The sequence below is a fragment of the Halomarina rubra genome (genome assembly GCF_023699475.1).
Lineage (GTDB): Archaea > Halobacteriota > Halobacteria > Halobacteriales > Haloarculaceae > Halomarina > Halomarina rubra.
The window spans coordinates 1-25,155 of sequence record NZ_JALXFV010000006.1; the positions used below are offsets into that span (position 1 = coordinate 1).

Sequence of the window (25,155 nt, forward strand, 5' to 3'; positions counted from 1 at the left end):
ACGCCGATAGATGAAATGCACTCAATCTGGCAGGAACTCCGGTGCTACATACGCGGCACGTACCTATCAGCTGAGTCACGCTGAATCGGTGCGAAACAAACTGTTCGCGTCGCTGGCTGGTTTTGGTAGACAGAGCGCGTGAGTCTATCAGTCGGAACTGACTCGGTTGCTCCTAACTGCGGGGGACAGGTTCTCACCGAAGACCTGTTCAGGCGTTTATTGGGGGAAACCTTCCCCAAACACCCCTGTAGGGGAGACTCGGAGTCATAAAGGACGCTGCGGATGACGCGTCGGGCTGGTCGGGCCACGAGTCAGCTGGCCCTGAAATCAGGGACCCTCTCACCGAGCGGTGAGTTTACCGCTCGGAACTGGCTGTCCACTGATAAGACACGAGTCACTCGTGGGTCGCTGACCGGACTGGGTGGTTGCCCTCATTTTGAACACTCTCTCTAACCCACGCATCACTACTGAATGCTCATTAAATAGCTCACTCACTATTGATTGCGCAATTTTGCCAAGGGATTTATACGCCGTGAGTGGGAATTGAGCCCATGGGCCAGAATGAGTCATCCGGTCAGTCGACGTTCGAGTGGGTCCGTTCGCACTACGATGAGACCGAGATGAAGTGCGCCGAGTGTGGCTACGTGGACGAAGAAGGCAGTTGGACATCCGAGGCAAACGGCAAGGAAATCGTCTATCGTCACGAGTGCCCGAGCTGTGAGGCAGTTCGAGTTCACACCTTCTCGCTGGGTGAGTAGCGCCAAGTGCGGTCACGCGCGCTCACGGAGCAACGGGGAGACAGCCCACGACGACGGTTGTGAGTGGATGTCGGAGGGGAACGATGGTGTGTCCATCACCACGGAAAATCGCCGTGGGCAGCCCCCCGATTACACGAAGGCAAGGAGAAAGCCCACGAGTTCACTCGTTGGAGTAGTCACTCGGCTCCCGTGAATCGCAGGATGGTCTTCTGGGAGAGTTCTTCTTTCGAGAAGACGGTCACCACGTCATCTGGATGAATCATCGTCTCACCGTGGGGAGTGATAATCTGGCCATCGCGTTCGATAGCAACAACGAGTAAGCCATCGGCTAGGAGTTCCTGTTCGTTCGCCTCTTTGAGACTCCGACCCGCAATCGGTGCGTCATCAGTCACCGTCACTTCGACGACTTGTGCATGGCCAGCGAGGCTGATGAAGTCGGTTAGCGACGCGGTCCCATGCCCATTCTCGGGACCGAAGGGGGCGTACGGCTCGACACGCTCGCGTTGGAGCAAGTCTTCACCGTCGATTTCTAAGTCGAACGACGCGATTGCTCGAGAGATCCGACTGAGGTCTTCCATGTCCGTTCCAACAGCGACGACATGCAGATTCCGCTGGCCAGTCATCACCTCTCTGACGTTGATAACGCCTGGAATCTGACTGACCTTCGCCGCGAGCTTCGCCCGCTCAGGAACGGGGACCGTACAGACAATGAGGTTCGTCAACCGTTTCTCGACGCGTTCGAAGTCGATGCCGACGTGATAGCCGGTGATGATGTTGTGCTCTTCCATCTCCCGGATTCGGTTGCGAATCGTCCCCGGAGAGACGTTCACCTCGGAGGCGATATCGGGAGCAGACGTGTTCCGGGCGTCTTGCATCAACCGATAGATGACTCGCTTATCGATTTCGTCGAGTCGGTAGTCCATGGGCAACACAAGGGGCGACGACCCATTGTCTTTCCCTTCGAATTCACCAAAAAGCCGAGGTGAAGGCCTTGTTCTCACACAGATTCGAGGCGACCGCCCCCGACAGTCGTCGGCGGTCGCTGATACAGCGATCAACAGGAGCGAGTCAGGCAGGGCTCCGAATCGACACAGCAACTCCTTGATAGTGATTGTAGTTCCCCAAAACGGCTTGTTCCAAAACGATACTGTACCTATAATGGACTTATCGCGTCGGGAGTTGCTCACTGCAACTATCGCGTCGTCAACGGCTGCACTCGGGGGGTGTTCCATGACGAAGGTCACAGGCGATTCTCCCTCGGACAAGCCGTGTGCCGGTGAGACGTGGGTGGGATTGGATTATCGCGTCGATCTCCTGGAGATCACCTACGAGGCTTCGACTGATCGCTGGCAGGGGATGGCGGCACTCGATGTTTCGATGAGCTACATCACTGGTGGGAGTCAGACCGGAATCTACGAGGCAGAGCTCGCGTTCTACGATGCGGAGGGTGCGCTCATCACTCGCAACGCCCTTGGCGACATCTCCTGGTCTGCCGTCCCAGACTCCGGCCGTTCGACGATGTCGTGTGGCTCCTACGAACGGGGACGCGTGAGCGAACCGACCACGTTCTCGACTGCGAGGATGCCCGTGTACATCGCCCTCTGGTATTCTGAGATACGAACGGGCGTACTAGAAGCAGCAGCAGCGCTCAGATACGACGCCGAGACCACGGCGCGGCCATCCTCTGCGGTGACGGCAACTGACTGGAAGTCGGCCAGTGTGGACGACCGCCAGTACTACCCTCCGGCTGCCCTCCCAGCGCCGTCAATCGGAGATGGGATCGAGTCGGTCGACCTGCAGATAGTGGGGCGAATGTGCCGCTCTGTCGACCTCGAGCATGGTACTGCGTACGGAGACACCGATATTGTACTCAGGGGAACACAACCTCTCGACAACCCACAGCACATCGTCGGGCTGGAACGCGCCGAACTGGTCGATGATGGAACGACTGCTCGCGTCGTGATTCGTGAGTATCCGTACATCCGCCCGCCAACGGTCGAGTGTGACGATGCGTTCGCGTTTTCGACGGTGGAGCTGTCTTTCGCCGAGGAGCCAGTCCGGTCATTGTGCAACCATCAGCTCACAGTCTCAGTGATATCCTCCTCGCCGTAAACGGCGGGATTCTCGACTTAAAAAAGATAGCGAGTTCGAGAATAGCGAAGACGAGTGGTGGTAGTGTTGTCCCAGAATGATTCCTGGATGCACCCAAAGCGGCATCCAAGGGGTGTCGACTTAGCCAGACCGCTCGGGTGGACCTGACCAGTCGTCGGCGCTGTCTTTCGGCCGGTAGCCGATGGTCGCCCGCGCGTGCTCTACGTCGAACCATCTGGTCGGGTTGTCGCTGACGCCATAGAAGATGTCGAACTCGACGCTGTCATCGCGAAGACACCGGTCGACCTGGTGGGCAAGGTCGCGACGAGAGTGCCAGGTCGCCCTCATCCGCGTCACAGTAGCGTCGTACTCGGCACTGTCTCTCGTGTAGCGCCCATCGTCGACGCCTCGCTCCGCATCGCCGAATGGGTGGTCATACCGAGGTGAGCGCACACTCCCGATTCGAAGCGCATAGAACCGCTTTGGGTACTCGAACGTCTCGACATACTGTCGCCCCATGGCTTCCCCGAACAGCTTCGATGTCCCGTAAAACGAATCCGGGCGTGGTGGAGCCGTATGATCGACGACGAGGCCGAACCCCGGCTCGTAGAGGTCGGGTGCGAACTCGTCTTCGTACATCCCGACGACGTGATTCGAGGAGGCGAACACGAACGATTCGACCTCTGCGTTGCGGGCCGCCTCGAGACAGTTGTACATCCCAACGATGTTGTTCTGGAGGACTGCATCCCAACTCGCCTCAGTCGATGGCTCTCCGGCCAAGTGGACGACGGCATCCTGCCCATCGAAGGCCGGTGTGATTGCATCGCTATCTGTGATATCGGCGGTCACCGATTCGATGTCGGGAGCAGGCTCTCGATCCAGCGCGGTGAACGAATACTCCCCCTCGAGGTGGTCGGTGACAGCAGTCCCAACACGGCCGGCCGCACCTGTCACCAGGACACTGTTCATGCATCTTGATGCTGGGCGGGCTGGCAAGAAGTCTCACCTTCATAGCTGGTGTTACCCCACGATTTGAAAATATTGGAACTGTGGGGTAACTCAGAGCGAGAGTGTGGCGCTCGCCAGCGACGATTCACCTGCCTGAACGTATCGAGAGAACTGGACAGCGCCGCTGAGAGTGCCAGAAACGTCTTCTCTCTCCGCTCGACGAGTTCGAGTATCGACGTGCTCACTGGGCGAGCGGCCACGTGCCTGCCCGTGAGTGCAGCAATCGATGTGCCATGACGAGCCACCTGCCATCTGCCGAAACCCTCCCCGCGTCGCTACTTGAGTACGACCAGTGGCTGTGCTGGCGAAGCGAAGAACGTGAGGGCGCTCCAACCAAGGTACCAATCGACCCGAACACAGGTCGCTTTGCCTCGACGACCGACCCTGCGACGTGGACGTCGTTTTCTGATGCCCGGACGTATGCAACTGGCGGGGATGTAGACGGCATTGGCTTCGTGTTCACTGATGAGGACCCCCTTGTCGGGGTTGATCTGGACCACTGCCGTGTCACCGAGACCGAAACCATCCACGAGTGGGCACAGAAGATTATCGACCGATTGGATTCCTACACCGAAATCAGCCCCTCGGGGACAGGTATCCATGTCCTTGTTCGGGGCTCGCTTCCTGAGGAGGGCAATCGGAGTGGCAACGTCGAACTGTATGAGAGTGCCCGCTTTTTCACGGTAACAGGGGCCCGGGTCGACGGTACGCAGAGTGAGATTCGTGAACGGACTGAAGCCATCGCGGCCGTCCATCGAGAACACATTCCGTCATCGACTACGCAGACTACTCAGAATGCTGCCGAACCGCCTGCAGCTCAGGGTACTGCTGGTGAGTCTCTTGACGATACCGAGCTCATCGAGCGAGCACAGCAGGCGGCAAACGGCCAGAAGTTCAATCGCCTCTGGAGTGGGTCGATAGCGGGGTATGACAGCCACTCAGAGGCAGATATGGCACTTTGTTCGATGCTCGCGTTCTGGAGTGGTGGCGATGCCACGCAGATAGACCGCCTGTTTCGTGACTCGGGGCTGTACCGGGGGAAGTGGGATGAGGTCCACTTCGCCGATGGCTCGACATACGGTGAGAAGACCGTCGACCGCGCGATTGCAGGAACTAGCGAGTTTTACACGCCCAGTCGCTCGGACACGACGACATCAGAAGCCGAGGCTTCGTCTGTGGACACGCAAGCCCAGCGAATCGCCACACTCGAACAGGAGGTCGAAGATCTCACCGAGCGACTCGCGAAACGACGCGACAGTATCGACGCACTGGAACGCGAACTCCACGTTCTTGAGGAGACAAATGCCGATTTACGAGAAGAACTCGAAGCTGCCCGAGTGTCGACGGTGGAAGAAAGCGAGCCAACGCCTGAGGAGTCACTCTGGCGACGCTTGTTGCTATAGCTGAAAGCGGATTCAACCAGTCTCTATGGTGAAAATGGATTTGTGGCACTGTTCAGTCGGGTAACCTTCCACGTGATTTTGTCACCGGGCTCGATGTCAAGTCGATCTCGAATTGCTGCAGGAACTGTCACCGAATAGTGCTCGTTGATAGTTGTCTGCTCACCGTTCGTCGCCATCGGTGATCTTCGAGGCCTACGATGATAATTCTCATGTAGGTCCTCATGAGGGGTTTTCTCCTCAAACTGCTGAAAGGAGGCATCAGGGGGGGGACGTGCCTCCTCCGAGCACCAAGGCGGGCCAGATAACGGGTGTGAAACATCGATGCTCGTCGGTCACACAGGGGTGGGGAGACAACTCTGACAACCCGTCTATCCCGCCATGTTATCCTATGCGTGACACTACCATACCTGTGTTGGCTAGATACTTAGATAAATAGACTGATTTGGAGAATTTATCTCCCGATTGGTCTGGATTGACGGTCGAAAATCGCTCTGTAGCGGCCTACGTTGGAAGGATGATGGGTTGAGAAACATCTCACACCCTCTGGCCCAGTAGAGTAGTGCCCCCAGCGTGCGAACGTCAGTGAGTCACGACTGTGGAGGCTTCCATCTCACCTCACCATGAGCCAACGTCGTGTCGCCTCATCGGTCTTTTCTCAACAGTGTTCAAACAAACCCGAACTTCGCACAGGAAGTCACGACACCCTGCGTGACATCTATCCGACTCGCCACTAATTGCCTGAAATTTTACCATATTATACGGAATGCTTATTGACCGCTAGTCAAACGCGCAGTTACGATCGTAGACCCTCGTCTTGGGAGGCTTTCGACATGCGTGCGGCCTGATATATGGCGCCGATGTCGGCAGCAATGGGGACGAGAGAGATACGATAGTGACCACTATGCAATCTCAAACCGGCGGCTCGATATCGGCTGTATCGCTGTGTAACACACGACGACTTGGTCGTGTCCTGATTATCCTCTGTGTCGTGCTTGCCGCATTCAGCATGCCCGTGAGCGCACAGGAGAGCAATCCAATCTGTTCGGACGAATCCGATACCCTCGCGAGCATGGTCGAGGGGTTCATCCAGATCACGACCGCACTCGGTGTGATGGGCCTGTTGATCGTCTGGCAGGCTGATTCGCTCATGCAGATGATTGCGGTCGGGCGTGAGCAGAAAGCGTCTCTTCGTGATCACAAACGAACGGCCATCAAATCGGCGGCCATCCTGGTCTGTCTCGGGCCGCTGTTCACCGTTGCGGGAACGACGATGGGGCTTCCCATCGCGAGCTGTGTCGACCTCATCCCGTTCTGAGGGACGCTGCGATGGCCATTCGACACACCCTGGTGCTTGCCGTGTTTGTTGTAGCGGTGGTACTCTCCGGGCTCGTCGTCGCGGCCACCCCATCACAGGATAGTTCGACCGAAAATGGGCTGACAGCCAACGAGTCGGCGACGCTGTGGTCACGCGATGACGACAGTGGCTACATCACGAACGCCGAGTACCGCGAGGTATACGGTGAGTCACGAAGCGCGATGGCTGAGTTGGCTAACGCGACAGACATCACGTTCACCAGTCCGCCCGCGACGGCGAGTACGTGGTCACGAGAAGACCATCGCGAGTTCGAGGCCGGTGACGTCAGCACGTCCGTTGCCCCGCGTGGGGCAGCGCGTGTCGATGGGCGGCTCATCAAGGACGCTCACGCCTCGGTGTTCTCCATCACGCCCGCAACGTACGTCCACGAGGCAGCTGGTGAGACAACGCTGTACGTCGCTCCGGAAGGCACTCTCCGTGGTGTCATCGACTATCGACTCGCACTCGGAAACGCGACGAATCGGAGTGATGTTCTCGACCACCGCATCGAGGAGGTCCGATTGCTCGCCGATGGAGCGGTCGTTGCTCGATTGAGTGGAACGCATCGCCCCGTGTTGTCCTACAGTCTCGATGGTCGCCCAGCGTCACTCACGCTGGAGGCAGACATCACCGCCCGAGTTGACCAGCCAGTCGCGAACACGTCGAACAGTTCCAATCAGTCGGGCTCAGTCGTCGAGGAGACCATCACCGTCCGTGAGTCACGAGCCATTCGTGTTTATCGCCTTGAGCCAACGCTGCGGACGGTTCGGTATCCCAACGGTGACGTCGGAGTTGCAGTCTCACAAATCGAGCCCTGGCAGGGCTACTCCTTTGGTGATGACAAGCGCGTCCGGGGTGTCTGGCGATTCTATACCGCCCGCGACACCGACTGGGATGAACTGACTGAGCGAACCGGGATGGGTGCCGAGCGGGTCGACTCTCCTGCCCGGCCAGTCGCAGTTCACGCCTATCCCTCGGAGTTAGGCCCACAGGCCAGACCGACCGGAGGAAGCATCGACCTTCGAGAGACGTGGGGAACTGCCAATAGCCCCCCACAACTCGATGAGTCGGTCTTGGCGGAGGTCGTCGAACGGCCCTACAATTCGACGTGGGGCATCGAGACGCGCCAGGAGACTGTGGGTGAGTCCGTGATGGTCAGCGGTATCGTCCGCGGCCAGAACACGACCCTCGCCGTCAACGGGACCGAACAGACCCTTCGTGAGAGCTCGCTCTCACTCGAAGTGCTGAACCACACTGACGAGCAGGTCACCTTGCTGGCCACGCTTCGCGATGCGGATAGTGGCGAGCCGATCCAGTTAGGCGAGTTCGGGAGTTCGCCGACCGGGCCGGGCGGTGACCAGAATCGTGGTGGCTATCTCACCATCGCTGGCCAGAGCGTCGGGACCAATGAGTCCGGGATGGCACTGGTGACGGTCTCTGATGCAGGGGCGTACGCCGCACAGTATCACCCCGAGTCGTGGTTACGCCAGCCAGTGGCGTACACTCCCGCGAGTGCTTCTGCTCGCTGGCATCCACTCACCACCGCAGCGGGGTGGCTGTGGCTTGCTGTTGATGGGCTCATCTGGCTCTCACCGCTGTTGCTCGCATTGCTCGCTGGGCGGACGCTCAGCCGATTGTTTGCGGATACGAGGTACACATGACACAACACACACGACGAGCGTTTCTCGCCGCTGCTGGCGGCCTTAGCGTCGGCCTTGCTGGCTGTCTCGGTCTCGAAAGCGGGGCGAACGACTCGTCATCGACGACGGATGAATCGAACGGTGACTCTTCGGTGATTCGCGATGCACGCGTTGAGGAAACCGAGCTCGTCATCGAAGTACGCGAAGAGACGGTCGACCGAATTACGGTCATCGACCCCACTGGCGAGGCGTTCGCTGACCGGGAACTCACGCCTGGAGCGACGCGGATGACCATCCGCATCGGAACGCGCTATCGCCCCGGTGAGTATCGCATCCATGCAGTGCGTGACGGTGAGCAAATCGCTGAGTCTGTAATGCAGATTGCCCCCAAGGTGGAGATAGTCGACGTCCGGGTTGGTGCGAATCATCTGGATGAGATGCCGGAAGGGTTGGGAAATTCACGTGACGTGGAAGCGATTGTTAGAATTCGGAACGAGGGCACGGGTCCCACAACTATTCGAGGTCTGATGTTCGAAGGCGACGTCCCAAATCCGACTGAGAGAGAAGAGATTCTGACAAACAACGGTCGAAGTGGCATCTACGATAGCGAGGATGGTGGTGACTTGGAAGAGTTCATGCTCACAGGCGGAGAGCAAGCAACTCTCTACAGTAGCACTTTACCCTTCTCGTGGGCCCGAACAGCAGGGGGATGTCAGGTTAGTGGGGGAAAGATCACCGTATTAGTCCTTCATGGGCAAGCGCTCCAAGAGACAAGTTGGGAAGAGAAAGTCAGCTATACCCCTGGTTCGGGAGAGTACAAGTGTGAAACCACACTTTCGGAGGCTGAGTAGATGCAGTCTCTACCACTGGTCGATTTTGGGGTCAAGTGGTTCACAGATATTGTCGGGACCATCATTGGATGGTTTGCGTCCGAGTTAGCAGACGGCCTGAACAGTATCGCCTCTGATTTCTTCCGCACACCCCTTCCGAGTGGGTCTGGCTCTAATGTAGTGTTCGGGACACCCAGCTCGTCAGACCAGCCTTGGCAATCAATCTACCAATCCGTCGTCGCGGGTGAGACCATGCTAATTGCTCTACTCATACTCGCGCTCTTTGTCCAAGGCCGACACGCCATCCGAATTTTCAATGTCGGAGGGGCATATGAAGCGCAACAATCTCGCCGGTCAGCTTGGACGGGTGCGTTTTTGATAGTTGCTTGGTACTGGATTGCTGTACTCGGGTTGTACGTCGTAGATGGACTGACCGTAGCACTTCTGCCGGAACTGGGCGTGGTCACTGATGCTGTGCTAGGAATTCTCCCAACAGCCGCGGGCAACCCTGCAATCACACTCGTGATGGCGATGCTTGGTGGTCTATCGATGGTTGCTTTGGAGGCTATCTTCTTCCTGCGTGAACTCCTGTTGTACATCTACCTCTACGGGATGCCCATTGGCCTCGCAATCGCCTTTGGGAACGTCCCTGTCATCTCCCAGATTGCTTCACGGCTCTGTAAGCAGATGATTCCGCTCGCCGCACTTCCACTGCCTGCGGCTATCTTGTTCCGTGGCTATGAACTCCTGTTCGTCGGCGATGCCGTGGTCGTCCCTGAGAGCGACTTTCTGCAGTATCTGGTGGTCGTCTCACTGCCGATGCTCGCACTGCTCGTGACGTGGAAGACGTTCAGATACGCGAGTCCACTCACCACGCGTGTCATCGGGACTGCGTCAGTCGCAGCCGTGACCGTGGGCGGTGTCGTCGGGGCAGGCTACGCTGCAGGCCCCTATGCAGCCACGACCGCTGCTCGATGGGGGCCGAAAGCAGCCGCTGGGCAGGTGCTCAGTGAACACGCATTCTCGAATTCAGACGAGCAAGACCAGTCAGGACAGCATCTGAGTACAGACAACCTCGCACCTCGGACAGCCAATGGCGGCGCACCGGCCTATCGACGTGCAGAGGATGACCCGAGTTACTACTGATGGACGGACCACCTGAACAGGCAAAGCGGCGTATCATGGACGGGCTGGGCCAGACCAGTCGGCTCCCACTGCTCGGCATCGAAGAAGGCGACATCGGCGTACTGCTCGGTGGGCCGCTGCTCGGTGTGTTCATCGCGAGTCTTCTCGGGCTCGATATGCTCATCTTGCCGTTAGCGCTGTGTGGCCTGACGCTCGGGGCGATGATCGTCTATGCCGCACCACAGCATCTCGATGCGTGGTACTGGTTCCGAACCGTCTCACATCACGTTGTGTTTCGCCCCAAGCGAACGCTTGCTGGCGCTGTCGATTCCGACGAGCCAACGACTGAGGGTGGGTTCGTCGAGCGCCTCCCGATCACGGTCGATGAGCGAACACAGGACCTCACACAGATTCACCGTGCGTGGTTTGGGTCGAATGCTGTCGAGCGGACCGATGGATCGATTCAGGGATTCATCGAACTCCACCCGGAGACGATGGACTTTGCCCAGTCTGGTGATTGGGCAGCAGTCCAGGAGACGGCCGCGACATTCGCGAACACCGAGGCCGACTACCCACTTCGCCTCTACGTCACCACGCGAGAGTTCGATGTCGAGCCGATGGTCGCACAGCTCGAAGAACGACTGAACGACCCACATCTCGAGACACGCCCGCGAATCAGACGCCTCATCGAAGAGTACCGTGAGGAACGACCAAAAGCGCTCAAAGACACACAGGAACTGCACTACTACCTCGGGACGGAAGTCGACCGCTTTGACGTCCTCGCACGTGGCCGCCGTGAACCAACGCCTGGTCAAAAGCTCGCGAGCATTCCACTGCTTGGCCTGTTGTTCACCCCTTTCGTCACTCACCGAACGACTGGAGAGGGCTTTGACACCGAACAGCGGATGGCTGACCTACTGGACCGCCGTCTCCAACTCATCGAGACGGAGTTCGTCAACCAACTACCGGGGTGGTCGGCCACACGCTGTGAAACTCTCGATATGGTTGGCCTGGCAACGCAGTTCTGGAACGGTGACTCAGTCGACGAGATCGAGTATGATGCAGATTCGCCGAACCATCAGGAAGCGTCTGTCGAGTCGGTTGAGGAACGTGATGGCGAAGACCAGCCAGATGAACTGCTTCGGTCGTTAGTCGCTCCCTCGGAGGTTGAGTGGGAGACACGCGCAGCACGGGTGGGCGATGAGTGGACGGCGACGATGTACATCGCTGGCTATCCCGACTACCCCTCTGATGCCCTATTGAGCAAGCTCTTCGAGAAGAGTTCGCTCAACTACGACCTCTCGATTCATCTTGAGCCAAAACGCCAGCGCAACGCAGAGAATACACTCCGCAACACGGCCGAACGGCTTCGGGCAGATGCAGATATCGAGCGGACTGTCCGTGGTCGATATCTCCACGAGCGTGCAGAGGAGGCGGCTGCAACCTACAACGCCGTCGAGCGTGGCCAGCGGGTGTTCTCGCTGGCGACGTATCTGACCGTCCGCGCCGAGAATCGCGAAAAACTGGAGAAGACTGTCGAGAACATGCAATCAGCTCTTCGTGGCTACCCAGCAGATTGCTCACCGAAACTCGCCATCTGTGAACAGCACAAGGGATTGCAGTCAGTCGCACCATTCGGGACAGACCAACTTCGTCACGACGTCGTCGCACTGGGTGGGGCAGTTGGGGCATTCCTTTCCTCACTCCACAATCCGACCGTACTCGAAGCAGGTGGCATCGAAGTCGGCACGCACTCGAAGACGGGGACGCCTGTGGTGGTCGACCCCTTTGCTCGCGAAGACGGCTATGCCATGTTCACAGTGGGTGACCCTGGCTCTGGGAAATCGTTCAGCGCGAAACAGCAGTTCATCCGCTCGCTCGAACAAGACCCTGACCGAATCGGTGTGATTCTCGAACCGCTCAACAATTGGCGTGGAGTCGCCGACGCGCTCGGTGCGAGTCGCATTACAGTCGGGGGGACACGTGGCCTGAATCCACTGGAGATCAAGCCCACGCCAGAGCACGAACTCGAACGTCGTGGAAACGATGCCAGCCCACTGCGTGAACGGTGCAATCGCGCAATCGGCTTCTTCGTGAACTACTTCGCCCTCCGCAATGTCGACCTTGGAGATTCCAGAACCACGCTTGAACGAGTGTTCGATGAGGCGTATGCCCAAGCGGGTATCACCGAAGACGTCCGGACGCACTCCCGTGAGAGTCCGACTGTTCGTGACGTCCTGGACATCTTAGAGGAGATGAGCGAGGATGCATCGGCATGGGTTGTTCGGAACTCCGCAGAGGCTGAAAAGCTCGAAGAAGACGCACTGTGGTTGCTCGACCAGCTTCGAGCATTCGATTCGGGCGGCCAGTTCGAGAATCTGGGGCGAGCCAGTGAGTTCGATATCCGCGATGAGTCCGTAGTCTATCTTGATTTAGTCCAACAGGGTGGGTCACTCGGCGGGGAGACGAGTCTGTTGATGGAGTTGCTCATCTCGCTGGTGTATGAGCACGCCAAACAATCCGAGAAGGAGGTCGTATTCGTAATCGACGAAGCCCGCTATCTGTTCCAGAATAAGTCGACCGCAGAGTATCTTGAGACCATCTTCAGGCATCATCGCCATCACGACCTCTCGATTCGTCTCATCACCCAAACGGTCGATGAGTTCTTCGCCCACCCCGAGACCGAAACGATTCTCGATCAGTGTTCGGTCAAGCAGTTCAACAAACTGGATGGGATGGACGAACGCTGGGCGAAAGAGTTCGGGATGAACTCTGCGGAGATGCGCTTCGTTCAGAACGCGGTTCCAGGAAGCGACGAGAAAGGCCACTCGGAGGCGTTGATCGGTGTTGATGGCCAGTGGCGTGGCGTCAAGGTCCGAGCGCTTGATTTCGAGCGTTCGACTATCGATTCCCGGTCGTGACCGATTCGGTGGGAGGACGTTGATGGTGGGAATTTTCTCTGGTCCTCAAAGTGAGCATGGGTTACATTCTGCCGGCGCTCAGCAATCGATACGCTGCAGAACTTCTGTGTCTTCGTATCGTCTTGAGCCCCAAAGACGTGCGTATCAGATTTGAAGGGCTGGGGACGACCTGAACGATGTCTTGAGAGGTTGAATGGGCTGTGCCGGCTGCCCCTACATTCTCGAAGAGTTGGGCCGGTTTGTTGGGTGGCAGCTCGCGAAAAATCTCGAAATCATTGTCGGTGTTCGGAGTGGTTGCTAATACGGTTTCTATGTTCGACCATTCACAGAAACAATATGAGGGTGGATTTTTTATTCTTGAAAATTTCACTCTGGATGAGTGATTAGATTGAGACGCCTATTGGCTTCGACTATGGAGCCGTCTACGTCGCCAGTTTCACCAACAGTCGCCCGTCTTGCACGCCTCGGAACCATCGGATTTGGAGTTTCACTCGGGTTTATTATACTAGGGTTTCTCACGAACTCGCTACCGTTCCCGTATTATGACTGGGCAACACTCCCAGTCACACCGCTTCCGAGTCAACCCAGACTGGGACACTATCCGTTTTCAATCACTATTGGGCTGTGGCTCTGGGAGTTTACGTTTCCATTCGTCTTGATTTGGCTGGCTGACCGCTGTTCTTTTGGCTCGACCCATGCCCGGAAAGTGATGTTTCTCGTACTCCCCGCAATCTACGCTCTTGGGTTTCATCTCTATTGTCGGTTCATCTTCCCACAACCCACACCGTCACCGTGGGAACCGGCAGTAACAGCCGTTTGTTACGTATACTGCCAGACCTACAGCCCCTTGTGGAGTTACATCACGCTCGGAACCGTTGCACTTGGACTACTTGGGGCAGTGCTGTCGAATGAAGAGACGGGTGGTTGGCTCATACTCGTCGTCTTTGGTATTTTGACGTTCCCGCTGGGTATCGCTCCGCTATACGAAGCCCTGTTGCGGCGGGATGATTCACCGCCCAGTAACCCTGCTCCTCCTCAAGACACTCCAGAATCCGTTTGACATCCTCCCGCGTTTCCACAACTACTGTGAGTGTGTCTGTCCTACTCGGGACGAACGACGGGTTGGGTGATTCTATGCACAGTTTTCTCGCTTTCCGCGGCCGTTCTGCTCCGTGAGTACGAGATCCCGCTCGTCGGTGAGGTGGTCGTTCCAGAGGGTGCGTTCCTGTCGTCGTCTGCTAGGGTGTTGCTGTCGATGCTCACCCGGAGTTTCGCACGTGGCCCTCGGAGACGCGAGCTCGCTCATCCCCCGACTCACCGCCATGGATGGGGCGCTGACTGAACACGCCGTCAAGATACCCCCTAGAGACCGGGGGGTATCAGGGAGAGGCCACTTCCACCGAGTGTGGCCACCATGATGAGGACACAACAGGGACACACCACATACCGAGTGAGCGGTCACCATCCTATCGGGCGATTCTGTGGTGGTCTCTTCTGCCAATCACACACCCCGTACGGAGTGAGCACTGCCTTGGCGACTCGTCACGGCCGGTTGGGCCTCACTCGGTGAGAATTCTTGAGCCCAGTCGTCACCAGAGAGCTGCAATCGTGAAGACGTTCATCACCGAGACGAAGACCCACGGAACGGCGAGGGCGACTGGAACCAATGAACCGTACTCGTTGGGGATGAGCCATCGGCCAATCAGTGCAACTGCGAGGGCACCGAATTTCATCACGACCATCCCCACGAGGTAGAACTCTGCAATGACCCATGCTACATACGGATTGAGCTCGACTGCCCCCAACTCAAGGCCGTACGCTGTCAGCCCGATGTCTGCAATCAGCGCGAAGATTGCGATTGCCCACAGTGCATGCTCGTGGCGAGCAAGATAGCGAAGCGTCCCCGGCCGCTGAGCCGTTCGTGTTGGATTCTCGTATGCCATTATCGAGTCGCCCAGATGGGCATACACTCACAGACTCCAGCGTCGACTCTTGTAACCCGCAAACTACGTTCCTGCCTGAAGTGAAGCACAATAAACAGCTATAGGAAAGCCCTCTCCTACTCCTAACAGTCAACCATGACATCCATGGTCATTGGTCGCAGTCTCGAATGTGGATAGAATGGCCGTCTCTATGCACTGATGGGTCAAACTCGGGGCGTGGTACAAAGCTGCTATCCCCAGTTTAGGAACTATTATACGCCCTTCTGAGCGGCGCCTGTATGCGTGAACTGCCTCGGGGTCAAGCCCCGAGGCACTCGCCTTGAACCGCTTGTAGACTCGAATCAGCACCTACGCCATCGCATTGGGTGTGGTACAATCGACACTGATTCGGGAACGGACTTCAGCGCCTCACGGACGCTCGTGGGTATATGTGGGAATCGCAGGCAAATTCAGGAATCGGGCCTCCTGTGGATAGTTGCTCAGGATCAAAGAGAAAGAAGACGGAGAGAGCCCAGACCGTCGATATCTCTCCCTGAGATGTATGGGTGACTCACATTCTCATGATGTATCGGTGTTCTCCCAGTAGACGGGTAATGGACTAGCTCATGAATAGAAATCATTTTGATAATTTCCCTTTTCAAATTACAACTACTTTTGCGCTATATTCAATCAACAGTCCTTCTACGGCCTCATATGCTAATAGTGGGAATTTAGTCGTCGCTCATCCAGCAATACTTGCGAACCTGACATCAATCTTCAGTAACATATATGGCTGTGGAGTTTTTGCATTATCATATACTCCCAATCTGTGAGAAATCCTGAACTCAGGCACGATTATAATTCGTCACGACTTAAGTAAAAATTAATAACGAGTGGCCAAGACATCTGTTGAAGATGTTTTCCACAGAGGGGCGTTGCCTGATGTGAGGTCCCACAGATTCGCAGTAGGAAACCAACGGACATGGAGTGAATATGGATACGGAAAATCAGGAAACACGGGGGGACGGCAGTGGGGTCGTACAAATCTCTAGACCAATCGAAGCGGAGTCCGAACCCACACAACCAGCGTTCGGTATCGTCGCTGAAGACGACACTGGCGTTCTGAAGAACGTCGCACGGGCAACTGAGCAAGGGCTCACGACGTTCATCGCAGACACGCCAGAGACGGACTCGGAGGTCGCTCGAATCGCCCAACAGCTCGGTGCGTCAGTCATCGAAACCGAGACTATCGACACGGCGGCGAGTGATGCTCGGACGATGCTTGCGACGTACGCCCAGGCCAGTTCCCATCCTGGGATTATCATCCCGGATGATGGCGCTGTGCAGATTGACATTGACCGGAGTCTCGAGGCTGCGGGCAGTGAGCAATTCATCACTAGCGGTGTTTCGGAGAAGGCAACGAGCCATCCGGGTGTTCTCGTCGCGATTCCAGCCTACAACGAGGCAGCCGCCATCGCAGAGGTCGTTCGTGATGTCCAGCAGTATGCTGATGAGGTGCTCGTTATCGACGACGGGAGCAGCGACAACACGGTCGCACTCGCCAAGGAGGCTGGTGCGGTCGTCATCGAACACGAGACCAACAAGGGGTATGGTGGCGCCCTCAATACGGCCTTCTCCGAGGCTGATGAGCGAGAGGCAGAACACCTCGTCATCGTGGATGGAGACGGCCAACACGACGCCAGTGACATCCCCACGATGGTAGAGACACTGTCTCAAAATGACGCCGACGTCTCGATCGGCAGCCGATTTGCGAAGGGCAGCGAGACAGAGATTCCACTCTACCGTCGATTCGGGATCGAGGTCGTGAACACGCTCACGAACCTCAGTATGGGTGTGCTCCGTCCTCGCTCATGGGTTCGGGACACGCAGAGTGGCTTCCGTGCGTACAACCGCAAGGCGATTGCCTCACTGAACGCGGACTCCTCCATTGGTGAGGACATGAGCGCCAGCACCGACATCCTCCATCACTGTCATCAAAACAGCTACGAGATTGCCGAACTCGGGACGACGATTAGCTACGACGTTGAGAACGCGAGTAGCCAGAATCCGCTCTCTCACGGGCTCGGTCTCGTTAACAACATTTTGACGACGATTGAGCGCGAGCGTCCGGTCACCGTCCTCGGCATTCCCGGATTCGTGAGTGCATTCGTGGGGCTTGGCTTTGGCTACCTCACGTTCTCGAAGTACATCGCCAACAATGTGTTCCCAATGGGGCTGGCAATCACGTCTGCGTTCTTCGCACTCGCCGGTATCTTCGCGTGCTTCACGGCGATTATCCTTCATTCGATGAATACCCATCTGGACTGACGCGAGAATACGTTCATACAAACCGCTTACTTGAATTGAGGCGCCACTGGGTGGCATCTGTGCCCCCATCCATTGGCTGCGACCGTTGGCGAAGCGCGCTGGAGTTTCTCGGCTTCCAACCTCCACTATGAGGGCCTCTGTCCCATCTGTCTCAGAGGTACCGATCGAAGCGCACCCAGAGCAATCGGCGCTCAGTACCTGCCAATGCGCTCACGCTCTCTGTATCGATAGACTGGTGCTGTGAGCCCGCTTCGGGGCGGTAGGGCTTAGGCTACAGAACGTGTGTTTCAAACTGTACGTCATGCTCACATCTGATTCCTCCCCACGTCTTGACTGGCTCATTGGACGGACCATCGCGACCACGTTCCTCGTCCTCCTCGGGGTGCTCACGCTCTCACTGGTCGCGTTCGAGTTCTTCGGGCCGACTGCAGCGATTCCGGCATATCTCGTCTACTCGGGCTCGGATGTCATCCAGAACCCGCTTCTGCCCAGATTGAGTGGAATCGGGTATTCAACGTTCGTCGCTGGGTATCTCTACGGTCTCGCAGTCGTGTTCGGAAACGGCTACCGACTCCTGACGAATCGCCGAGAGAATGGTCCCGTGGAGGACTCCACAGCGAAACACACGCGATAGACCGCTCTCTGTCTATCATTCCCGGCAAGCGATGAACAGGTGTTGTTTTCACGCCAATTAGGGGCGACGCAGCTGGTAGACGTGTGCCACGAGTGTATCAAACCGGTATGTGACTCGGTCGTTAGTCGTCTGTCTCGACCGTTTGAATCGCCTCAATACCAAACTGAACGATATCCTGCGGAAGGCTGCTTTCACGTAGGTCTACAGTGGTGTACCATCGCCACGAATCAGCACTCGTTTCCCCAGCGTCCGGTGTTATCTCCCGACTCGGAACGCGGCCATAGTAGATGAGGTCGATGTGCTGGTGGCCAACCTCACCGTCGTGGACGTTGATGTCGTAGAGCATGTGCTGTTGTGGGAGTGGCAATGCTTGACCGGCCGGGGACGGCACGTCGCGGGGGTCGCTGTGGAGCGTCAGCGTGAGTCCCATCTCCTCTTCGACCTCTCGACAGACCGCTTCGTGCGGTAATTCGTCGCGGTCGACGTGCCCTCCCGGGGGAAGCCACAAGCCATGGCGTTTGTGTTCGTGCAGAGCTATCGCGCCGTCGTTGACGACGTAGGCCGTCGCGGTATGGTGGCGAGTCGTCTCCATACCTGTCTGTCGTTGGGTCCCCCTACGAAATACGCTGGCGTACCATCATGAAAGTGAAACTGCCATCCGGATGCATCCTTCTGACAGACCCACGCTCTACGTCTTTCGTTTGGACCGAAGACGCGTACCGCCCGTGTACTGATAATTCTCGTAGTAATCCCCCGGATGCTTAATGCCGTCATTTGATTCGCCGCTACCTCTTTTGTATCGGTCGGCAAACAACAGACTGGCCCATGAACCGAACGTCCTCAGAACTGGTATACGACTTGCTGCTCGTGCTCGCGTCCGGACTCGGCGTCGTTACATACATGCTTGCCATCCTGATGAGCCCGGCACTTGGGGCAGGAGCCAGTCTCATACTCGTTGTCCTCGGACTGTTCACACTGGTCCCCGCTGGTAAACGTGTCCCCGCAGGCATGATTGGCATCACTGCCGTGGCGCTCGCAGGAATCGTTATCCCTCGAGCAGTTTCACGGGTAGACTCGGCAGTCTTCCCGCTCGGCAACGAGATGACGACCACGCTGCTCGTAAGCGGGATAGTCCTGCTCGTCACCTTCGCACTCGTACGGGTGACCGCATTTCAGCCCGAACCCCGTCACAGTACCTGAGCGTCGCCACAAGAGAGCAACCCAACCGTACCGAACTGTTCTCTCACTGCCCTCCTACCCTGGGCGGTGAAATGGTGAGGAGCGGCCTGTAGCCGCTTGGTACACTCACGCTCTGTGTCTACCAAAACCGGCAAGCGACGAGCGGGTTGTTTTCACACCGGTTCGCGGTGACGCAGCTGGTAGACGTGTGCCACGAGTGTATCACGAGACGTTCTGCCCCAGAGATATATTATAGGCCCTTGAGGTAACACAGTATGAATACTCGACGCCTCGGGTGGGGAGTTGGTTCAACACTCTTTGGTGGATTCGCAATTGCGATCGGGCTTGTCAATGGCGTCTCATTAAGTACGGACTTTGTCGGGCGGGGAAGTGGAGCAGGACTGTATATTTTGAGTGGCCTCGTATTCCTGTACGGAATCGCTATCCTTACCGGAATTATCTCTGTCAAGGAGAACCCTGACAGAAATAGTCAGAGACAGTAACACCAATCGTCGAAAATGAGCGGGATACAATCCGTTAGACCCCCGCTCTGCGTCTACCGATAGCGACAATCGAGGCGACTTGCATGTCACGCTGGTCCGTGGTGACGCACCTGTTTGATGGCCTACTCCTCTGACTGACGTCGTATATGTCTCGGTGAACGGCTGTACGTGACAATGGACAGTGCAAATACGGTAGCTAATCTGCATCCACGAAAGTGGACAGACAGAAACTTTCTATCGGTGGCGAGCACGCTCATCGCTCCATCCAACCTTACCACACAGAGCCAACAATCACCACGTTCTCTGAACGCTCCTCCTCGAAGTCACATTGTAGAATGCTGTTCAAGAGATGGCACTCACGTCCGCTCATTGAGAGGACCGAACAGGCAGGCACAGGTTCGTGTTGCTGTGGGCGAACGAATTTCCACACATGGGTTAAATGGCCGGTAGATGCCTCGCTACTGCGGTTTGTGGAAATTGCGGTGCGTTTGGGGTGTGAGCGGTGTCCTGTCCCCCGTGTGTTCGAGTACTCGGGCGCGAATCGGAAATCGTCGGTTTGTGAGGGATACGGACCATCTAGCGGCTGAATGCGAGTGGTGACTGTGGTGAGATGCGCTGGAGTGACTCTGTAATTCGTGTCTCCTGAGTGGGCGATTGTTCCACACATGGACGCCCTCGTGCGATTTTGCATGTGTGTATCGGTGGGAATCGCCGGTTTGAATCTCGATACGTCTTCGTCGAATATCGGTGTTTGAGCGTCCCTATTATGTGTTGATGGGGAAATCGATGATGGTGGCGAGTGGTGCTGCTCGATGTGCATTGGCTGTTTGAGGGGGGTTTCAGCGTTCCACACATGGACGCCGTCTATCGGTTTTCACCTGTGAGATGGGGTCGTAAGCGGAGTTGCAGGCATTGTTGTTGGGGGCTGTATCGCCCGTTTTCGGCTGGCTCTTCGGAACTGTGCTGGGTGGGCTGTCGATGAGGGCCCTCGAGTGGATGCCCTAATGGCGGTGAATGCCCACACACAGGTGAGTAACGTACTCTACCGGGGATTGGGGCCATGTGTGGAGATTCGGGTGGTTGGTGGGCCCGGTTGTGTCGCAATTCTCACGCGATGGATCCGGACACTGGGTTGACCTGTGGGGTGGGTGTGAGTAATCGTGCTGGTGAGTGCGATGGGGTCACGCTGGCAGGCTGATAGGATGGTGACTGACTCTCGCCAGTGTGTCGACAGTGGTGGGTGTTCACCACGCTGGTGAAACGTGGCCAAATGTCCACTTCTATCGAATCGACGGTGATGGCTCGGGGGCTTGTTTTCGAGGGCCTTTTTCGGCTTGATTAGCGCTCCGAGCAGTCGGCTCGATCGTGACTTCGAGTAGTCAGCTCAAGTGTAGCTGTGTCCTGTCTGGGTGGCAGGTCACCTGCCTTGCTCACAGCGGGGTGAGTTCGACTGTGGAGGGCTTTCGTTGGGTGTGATAACGCGGCCTGACTTCCTCCCACGACTGAACTCATAGGGTAATGTATCGCGCTCACACAGGGGCTTGACTGTGGGCTACTCCGACGAAGACACTCCCCGGTGGGATTAGCTACCCACGACTAACGTCGTAGGCGTCCGCCTCAAATCTCTGTGAGCACCGCTGAGTTCAGGAGAAGTTGACTCGTGGGCCGGCCAGTCGAACGCGGTCGGGTCGATTGGTTACTCGGCCCGAAACTCAGGTCATCGTTGAACCTGAGAACTCCCAAGATTCCGTGGGCCTAACTCAGTGAGGGGCCCCCGCGACTTCAGTCGTGGAAGAAGTCAGGGTCACCCTCGCTTTCCTCGAATCACAGCACTGCACTGGAACGTCGTGAAGACGTCCACGACGTCAGTCGTGGGTCGTTGGCTATTGCGTGTCCTCGGAATCCTCGGCGTCCTCGCTGAGCATGTCCCGCGCATCGTGGAACGTGTACACCTTGCTCAGTCCGGGCGTGTCGATTGTGAAGTCTCGGGGGGCCGTCGTCTCACTGTAGGTTTGCTCGACACGCTGTGGCCCTTCGTTCGGGTCATTGAGCGTCTGGAGGAGCTTGTGAGCAGCATTGCGGCTTTCGACCAGCCAGATTGCGTCCTCCGGGTCGAACTCTGCCATCTTATCGTAGTCGCTCAGAACGGCTTCGGCGATATCGTGATTGAGCCGCTCGGCCTCGAACGTGACCACGACCTCTCCATCGTCGTTCAACGCCACTGCATCGAGTCGTGAGCCCCCGCCGATGTCGTAGTATGGCTTGACCTGTGTTGCCTCTGACTCGGGGTTTTCGACGTAGTAACGCCGGAGCAACATCAACCCGAGAATGACCATCGCGACGTGGAAACTCGACTCACCAAGGTCGCCTTCCCCATCACCGAATGCAAGTCCGGATTTGTGTGCCTCGTTCAGCAGGCTACGGCCGGCCGCAGTGACGGTGTACAGTGTGTGGGGATACTTCGTGTCTTCCGATAAGAGGTCGTCGTCGATGAGTTCCTGGACGTGGTGTGACTCAGCGCCAGTGTACTCCTGGAGTCTGACCATCGAATCCCAGATGAGGTCGTACTCCCAGTCACTGTCGACGCGCTGTTGATGGGCGTCATAGACCGCCTGAAGGAAGAACAACTGCTGGTCGGTATAGCCCGTGGCCGCCCGTTCATCTGGTGAGAGCTTGGTCGACAGCGAACACAGCGGGACGTCCTCGCGGTTGAGGCGATCAAGGCCATAACAACACCCGACTGCGATGAGTAGGCCATCGAGTGATGTCTCATAGCGAGTCTCACAATGTGAGCAGACGAGTACCTCTGCGGCAGCGTCGAACTCGATGCCCTTCGGGAAGCGCTTTGTGTATCCCAACACGTGCGTGTGGTCTGGTGGCGTTGGCTCGGTGTCGGGGGCTGTGGATGGGATGACAGTGTTCGCGACGTCGACACCGTGTTCATCGAGGGTATCCTCGCGGAGCAACTCGAATGCGGAATCGAATCTCGCCTGCATCGCTGGCGTCAGTGGCCTGTCGCTCTTGGGATGGCCATCGGGAAGTGGGTCCGACTGAAGTGTGAATGGCTGTGGCTCCGGAACGCCGTACTCACTGGGGAGCCTGGCGAGCCATTCACCACTTTTGAGCGCTCGAAGTCGGTTTCCTGCGTCCGTAGCGGACATCCCCGAGGTCGCGAATCGGGTGGCGAGTTCAGCATCGACCGCGACGTTCCCCGCGATGATCGTCGAGATGTTGTTGAGAACCTCATCGTACGCCCGGGGACTGGCTGCTTGCAACTGCTTGGGAAACTGCATCGAGAGCCCCACAGAAAGGTCGAAGCCACGGCCCTGACTGAGTAGGTCGGTCATGAGGCGTGTGGCTGCAACGTTAGCTGCCTCTTCGATATGGAGGTTGACGGTTGGGTTCTCTCCCATCCGCGTCGCCCGGCGTCTGAGCGCCGTCCAGAGCTTCGAGAGCAAGACGAGCGTGAGGGCAGTTTGTGACGACGACCGGAAGCCACTGGTGTCGAAGATGACGGTGGCCTTCTCATCATCGAGGATATCGCTGAACTCGAAGTGGGCATCATCCTCTTCTGGAACGTGCGTGAAGAGCTTGTTGAGCCGGCTATCTTCGGGAATCTTGTTGATACGGGTCTCTGCCCCACCGAGCACCATCTCGATTGTCTGGGTCGTATCGGAGGTGATACTCCCCAGCATCCGTTCGAGAACCTCATCGCTCACCGGAGGTGCATCCTCTGTCGCTTTCATCTCTACCGCTGCCTGCTGTAAGTCATCGTGTGAGAACGCATCGCTCCCATGGATCGGGTCGAACAGTGCCTTGACGAGATAGCGGATGGCCGACGGCGACTTCACCGCCTGGTGGAATCGATCGGTGCCCATCACGATTTCGAGAATTTCGATGTAGTGGTCGACGATGTCCTCGACGGCTTGGTTTCGCGGCGTGTTCGACGCGAGGTCTGCTCGAACATCGAAAAACGAGAGCGCAGGGAGTGTCTCTGCACACTCGAAGTAATAGACGTCATCGAGATTCCCGTGTTTCGCGAAATGAGCCTGCAGGTACTCTTTGGGCAATCCATCTCCCTTCCCGTCAATGATGATCGACGCCCCGAGTTGGCGAGGTGGCTCCTCATCGGTCTCGCTTTCTTCTCGTGGCTCATTGTTGAGCGTCCCAGTCAGCCCGAAAATCGACTTCCCGGAGCCAGACTTCCCAATGATCAGGATATGCCGTGGTTGCATCGACGGGGGTAATGCGATCTGCTGGGTTGGCTCGCCATCACTCGACAGTGCGGTCCCAAGTGGGAATCCCGCATCGTACTGTTCGAGAATGTTCTCGGGTGGCTGTGTCAGGCCCGTTCGCTCCGGAGGCGTTGCTGCAATTGCGCGCTTTCCGTTCGCCGTGAGTTGGTCGCCATCGATGACACACAGATGGGCAAGCGACCGCTCATCTGCAACCAGTGTCGGGCGAACAGCGATAGCGAGAAGCCAGACGAGCAATCGCCTCCCTATCGTGAGGGTCGGCATCGTGCGCGCTGCCATCCGCTCAGCAAGGTCTTCTGGCTGATCGCTGCGTACATCCATTATCTTGTAGAATTTCCCATCTGACGTGGTGAGTGCTGAATCGAGTTTGCCGAGCGCACGGTCGCTCTCGGGTCCCCACGCAATCGCTCGAGTGGCAATCGTAAACGAGCTATCGGTGCTCATCGAATCGATGCGCTCTCTGCGGTCTTCATGTTCTGCAAACGTCTCGATCTCCTTTTCGGGGTCCGTTGGGGTCATGAAGTCCCAAAATCGCATTGCTCTGGTGTCGAGGTTGTTCTTCAGCAGGTCGTCGCGGTTATTGGCGAGCTGTCTCCAGTCGTCTTTCGCCGTGATGAGTGCCTGATAGACGACGGTCGCCTCGACCTCCGCAAGTGAGCTGACGAGTGAGGTGAACGCTGGCTTCGTGTCGGACGCAGGGACGTCATCGGTGACGAGTGGCCGAAGCCCAGTCTGCCAGTCGTTCTTGCGTCTGCCATCGCCCTTGAACTCGACGCCACGCAGTGACGCGTCATCGATTGGCAATGGCTCCATCGACTCGACTCGTCTGAGTGCATACCCCACAAGCGCCTCTCGGAGAATCGGCTGAATGTCATCGAGAAGGTCAGGGCTGGCACAGATACGGTAGGTGCACACCCCCTCATCGATGATGAACTGCCACTCCAGAACCTCCTCTTTGAGATACGAATGACATCGCTTGAGATGCCGAGCAATCTGAATCGGGTCTAACGAATCGGTCGTTGGCGTGATCTCGATGGCAGATCGCTCGCTCCACTCTGCAAATCTGTCGGAAGTTTGGCTATCGTCTGAGGCCATCTGTTCGGCTCGGAGTAATCGGCTGTAATAACTCCCCCTGTCTTGCCGCTATTTGCGTCAATAGGGTGGTCAGTAGCGCTCGAAAGGCAATCGAGCAGATGGGTCTGG

17 protein-coding genes are annotated in these 25,155 nt (G+C 57.2%); 11 read left to right on the plus strand and 6 right to left on the minus strand.

Annotated elements, in window-relative coordinates; genetic code table 11:
- Window positions 1–551 precede the first annotated feature (551 nt).
- Entirely contained in the window at window positions 552–758 is a 207-nt protein-coding gene (locus tag M1L36_RS12395; protein WP_250874065.1) for an HVO_0649 family zinc finger protein, read from the plus strand.
- Window positions 759–934: 176 nt separating this feature from the next.
- Here M1L36_RS12395 and M1L36_RS12400 read toward each other — a convergent pair whose 3' ends face one another.
- Window positions 935–1,681 carry an Lrp/AsnC family transcriptional regulator gene (locus tag M1L36_RS12400; RefSeq protein WP_250874066.1) on the minus strand — a complete coding sequence of 249 codons (747 nt, stop codon included), beginning with the start codon at window positions 1,679–1,681 and terminating at the stop codon, window positions 935–937.
- A gap of 307 nt (window positions 1,682–1,988) precedes the next feature.
- Between M1L36_RS12400 and M1L36_RS12405 the strand changes: the two genes are divergently transcribed.
- Window positions 1,989–2,870, plus strand: coding sequence for a hypothetical protein (locus M1L36_RS12405; protein WP_250874067.1), 882 nt, complete (start codon window positions 1,989–1,991; stop codon window positions 2,868–2,870).
- A gap of 120 nt (window positions 2,871–2,990) precedes the next feature.
- On the opposite strand, the gene M1L36_RS12410 is transcribed toward M1L36_RS12405, so the two are convergent.
- The gene (locus tag M1L36_RS12410) at window positions 2,991–3,818 is read right to left on the minus strand and encodes an NAD-dependent epimerase/dehydratase family protein (protein ID WP_250874068.1); all 828 of its coding nucleotides are present in this window, start codon (window positions 3,816–3,818) and stop codon (window positions 2,991–2,993) included.
- A 272-nt stretch (window positions 3,819–4,090) separates the two neighbouring features.
- Here M1L36_RS12410 and M1L36_RS12415 point away from each other — a divergent pair, with 272 nt between their 5' ends.
- On the plus strand, window positions 4,091–5,260 hold the full coding sequence (locus M1L36_RS12415) for a phage NrS-1 polymerase family protein (protein ID WP_250874069.1): 1,170 nt from the start codon (window positions 4,091–4,093) through the stop codon (window positions 5,258–5,260).
- A gap of 23 nt (window positions 5,261–5,283) precedes the next feature.
- Here M1L36_RS12415 and M1L36_RS21605 read toward each other — a convergent pair whose 3' ends face one another.
- On the minus strand, window positions 5,284–5,436 hold the full coding sequence (locus M1L36_RS21605) for an AbrB/MazE/SpoVT family DNA-binding domain-containing protein (protein WP_369694235.1): 153 nt from the start codon (window positions 5,434–5,436) through the stop codon (window positions 5,284–5,286).
- A 725-nt stretch (window positions 5,437–6,161) separates the two neighbouring features.
- Between M1L36_RS21605 and M1L36_RS12420 the strand changes: the two genes are divergently transcribed.
- The 5 genes from M1L36_RS12420 (at window position 6,162) to M1L36_RS12440 (ending at window position 13,130) form a co-directional block, all read left to right on the plus strand.
- A complete protein-coding gene (locus M1L36_RS12420; RefSeq protein WP_465262088.1) occupies window positions 6,162–6,575 on the plus strand; it encodes a DUF7985 family protein in 414 nt (137 codons plus the stop codon).
- A gap of 221 nt (window positions 6,576–6,796) precedes the next feature.
- Window positions 6,797–8,275 (plus strand): DUF8186 domain-containing protein, encoded by a 1,479-nt coding sequence (locus M1L36_RS12425; protein WP_250874071.1) that lies wholly within the window; start codon window positions 6,797–6,799, stop codon window positions 8,273–8,275.
- A complete protein-coding gene (locus M1L36_RS12430) occupies window positions 8,272–9,105 on the plus strand; it encodes a hypothetical protein (protein WP_250874072.1) in 834 nt (277 codons plus the stop codon). The genes M1L36_RS12425 and M1L36_RS12430 overlap by 4 nt, the downstream gene beginning before the upstream one ends.
- A complete protein-coding gene (locus M1L36_RS12435) occupies window positions 9,106–10,230 on the plus strand; it encodes a TrbL/VirB6 family protein (RefSeq protein ID WP_250874073.1) in 1,125 nt (374 codons plus the stop codon). It abuts the gene before it with no gap.
- Entirely contained in the window at window positions 10,230–13,130 is a 2,901-nt protein-coding gene (locus M1L36_RS12440) for a VirB4 family type IV secretion system protein (RefSeq protein ID WP_250874074.1), read from the plus strand. The genes M1L36_RS12435 and M1L36_RS12440 overlap by 1 nt, the downstream gene beginning before the upstream one ends.
- A 1,589-nt stretch (window positions 13,131–14,719) precedes the next feature.
- Here the strand turns inward: M1L36_RS12440 and M1L36_RS12445 are convergent.
- Window positions 14,720–15,073, minus strand: coding sequence for a DUF5658 family protein (locus M1L36_RS12445; protein WP_250874075.1), 354 nt, complete (start codon window positions 15,071–15,073; stop codon window positions 14,720–14,722).
- A gap of 972 nt (window positions 15,074–16,045) precedes the next feature.
- Here M1L36_RS12445 and M1L36_RS12450 point away from each other — a divergent pair.
- Together M1L36_RS12450 and M1L36_RS12455 are read left to right on the plus strand one after the other, a co-directional pair.
- Window positions 16,046–17,380, plus strand: coding sequence for a glycosyltransferase family 2 protein (locus tag M1L36_RS12450; RefSeq protein ID WP_250874076.1), 1,335 nt, complete (start codon window positions 16,046–16,048; stop codon window positions 17,378–17,380).
- A 301-nt stretch (window positions 17,381–17,681) separates the two neighbouring features.
- On the plus strand, window positions 17,682–18,014 hold the full coding sequence (locus M1L36_RS12455) for a hypothetical protein (RefSeq protein ID WP_250874077.1): 333 nt from the start codon (window positions 17,682–17,684) through the stop codon (window positions 18,012–18,014).
- A 121-nt stretch (window positions 18,015–18,135) separates the two neighbouring features.
- Here M1L36_RS12455 and M1L36_RS12460 read toward each other — a convergent pair whose 3' ends face one another.
- Complete coding sequence (locus M1L36_RS12460) at window positions 18,136–18,606, minus strand: NUDIX hydrolase (RefSeq protein ID WP_250874078.1); 471 nt, start codon at window positions 18,604–18,606, stop codon at window positions 18,136–18,138.
- A 233-nt stretch (window positions 18,607–18,839) separates the two neighbouring features.
- On the opposite strand from M1L36_RS12460, the gene M1L36_RS12465 reads away from it, so the two are divergent.
- Window positions 18,840–19,214, plus strand: coding sequence for a hypothetical protein (locus M1L36_RS12465; protein WP_250874079.1), 375 nt, complete (start codon window positions 18,840–18,842; stop codon window positions 19,212–19,214).
- Between the two features lie 2,365 nt (window positions 19,215–21,579).
- Here M1L36_RS12465 and M1L36_RS12470 read toward each other — a convergent pair.
- On the minus strand, window positions 21,580–25,047 hold the full coding sequence (locus M1L36_RS12470; RefSeq protein ID WP_250874080.1) for an ATP-binding protein: 3,468 nt from the start codon (window positions 25,045–25,047) through the stop codon (window positions 21,580–21,582).
- Between the last annotated feature and the right edge of the window lie 108 nt (window positions 25,048–25,155).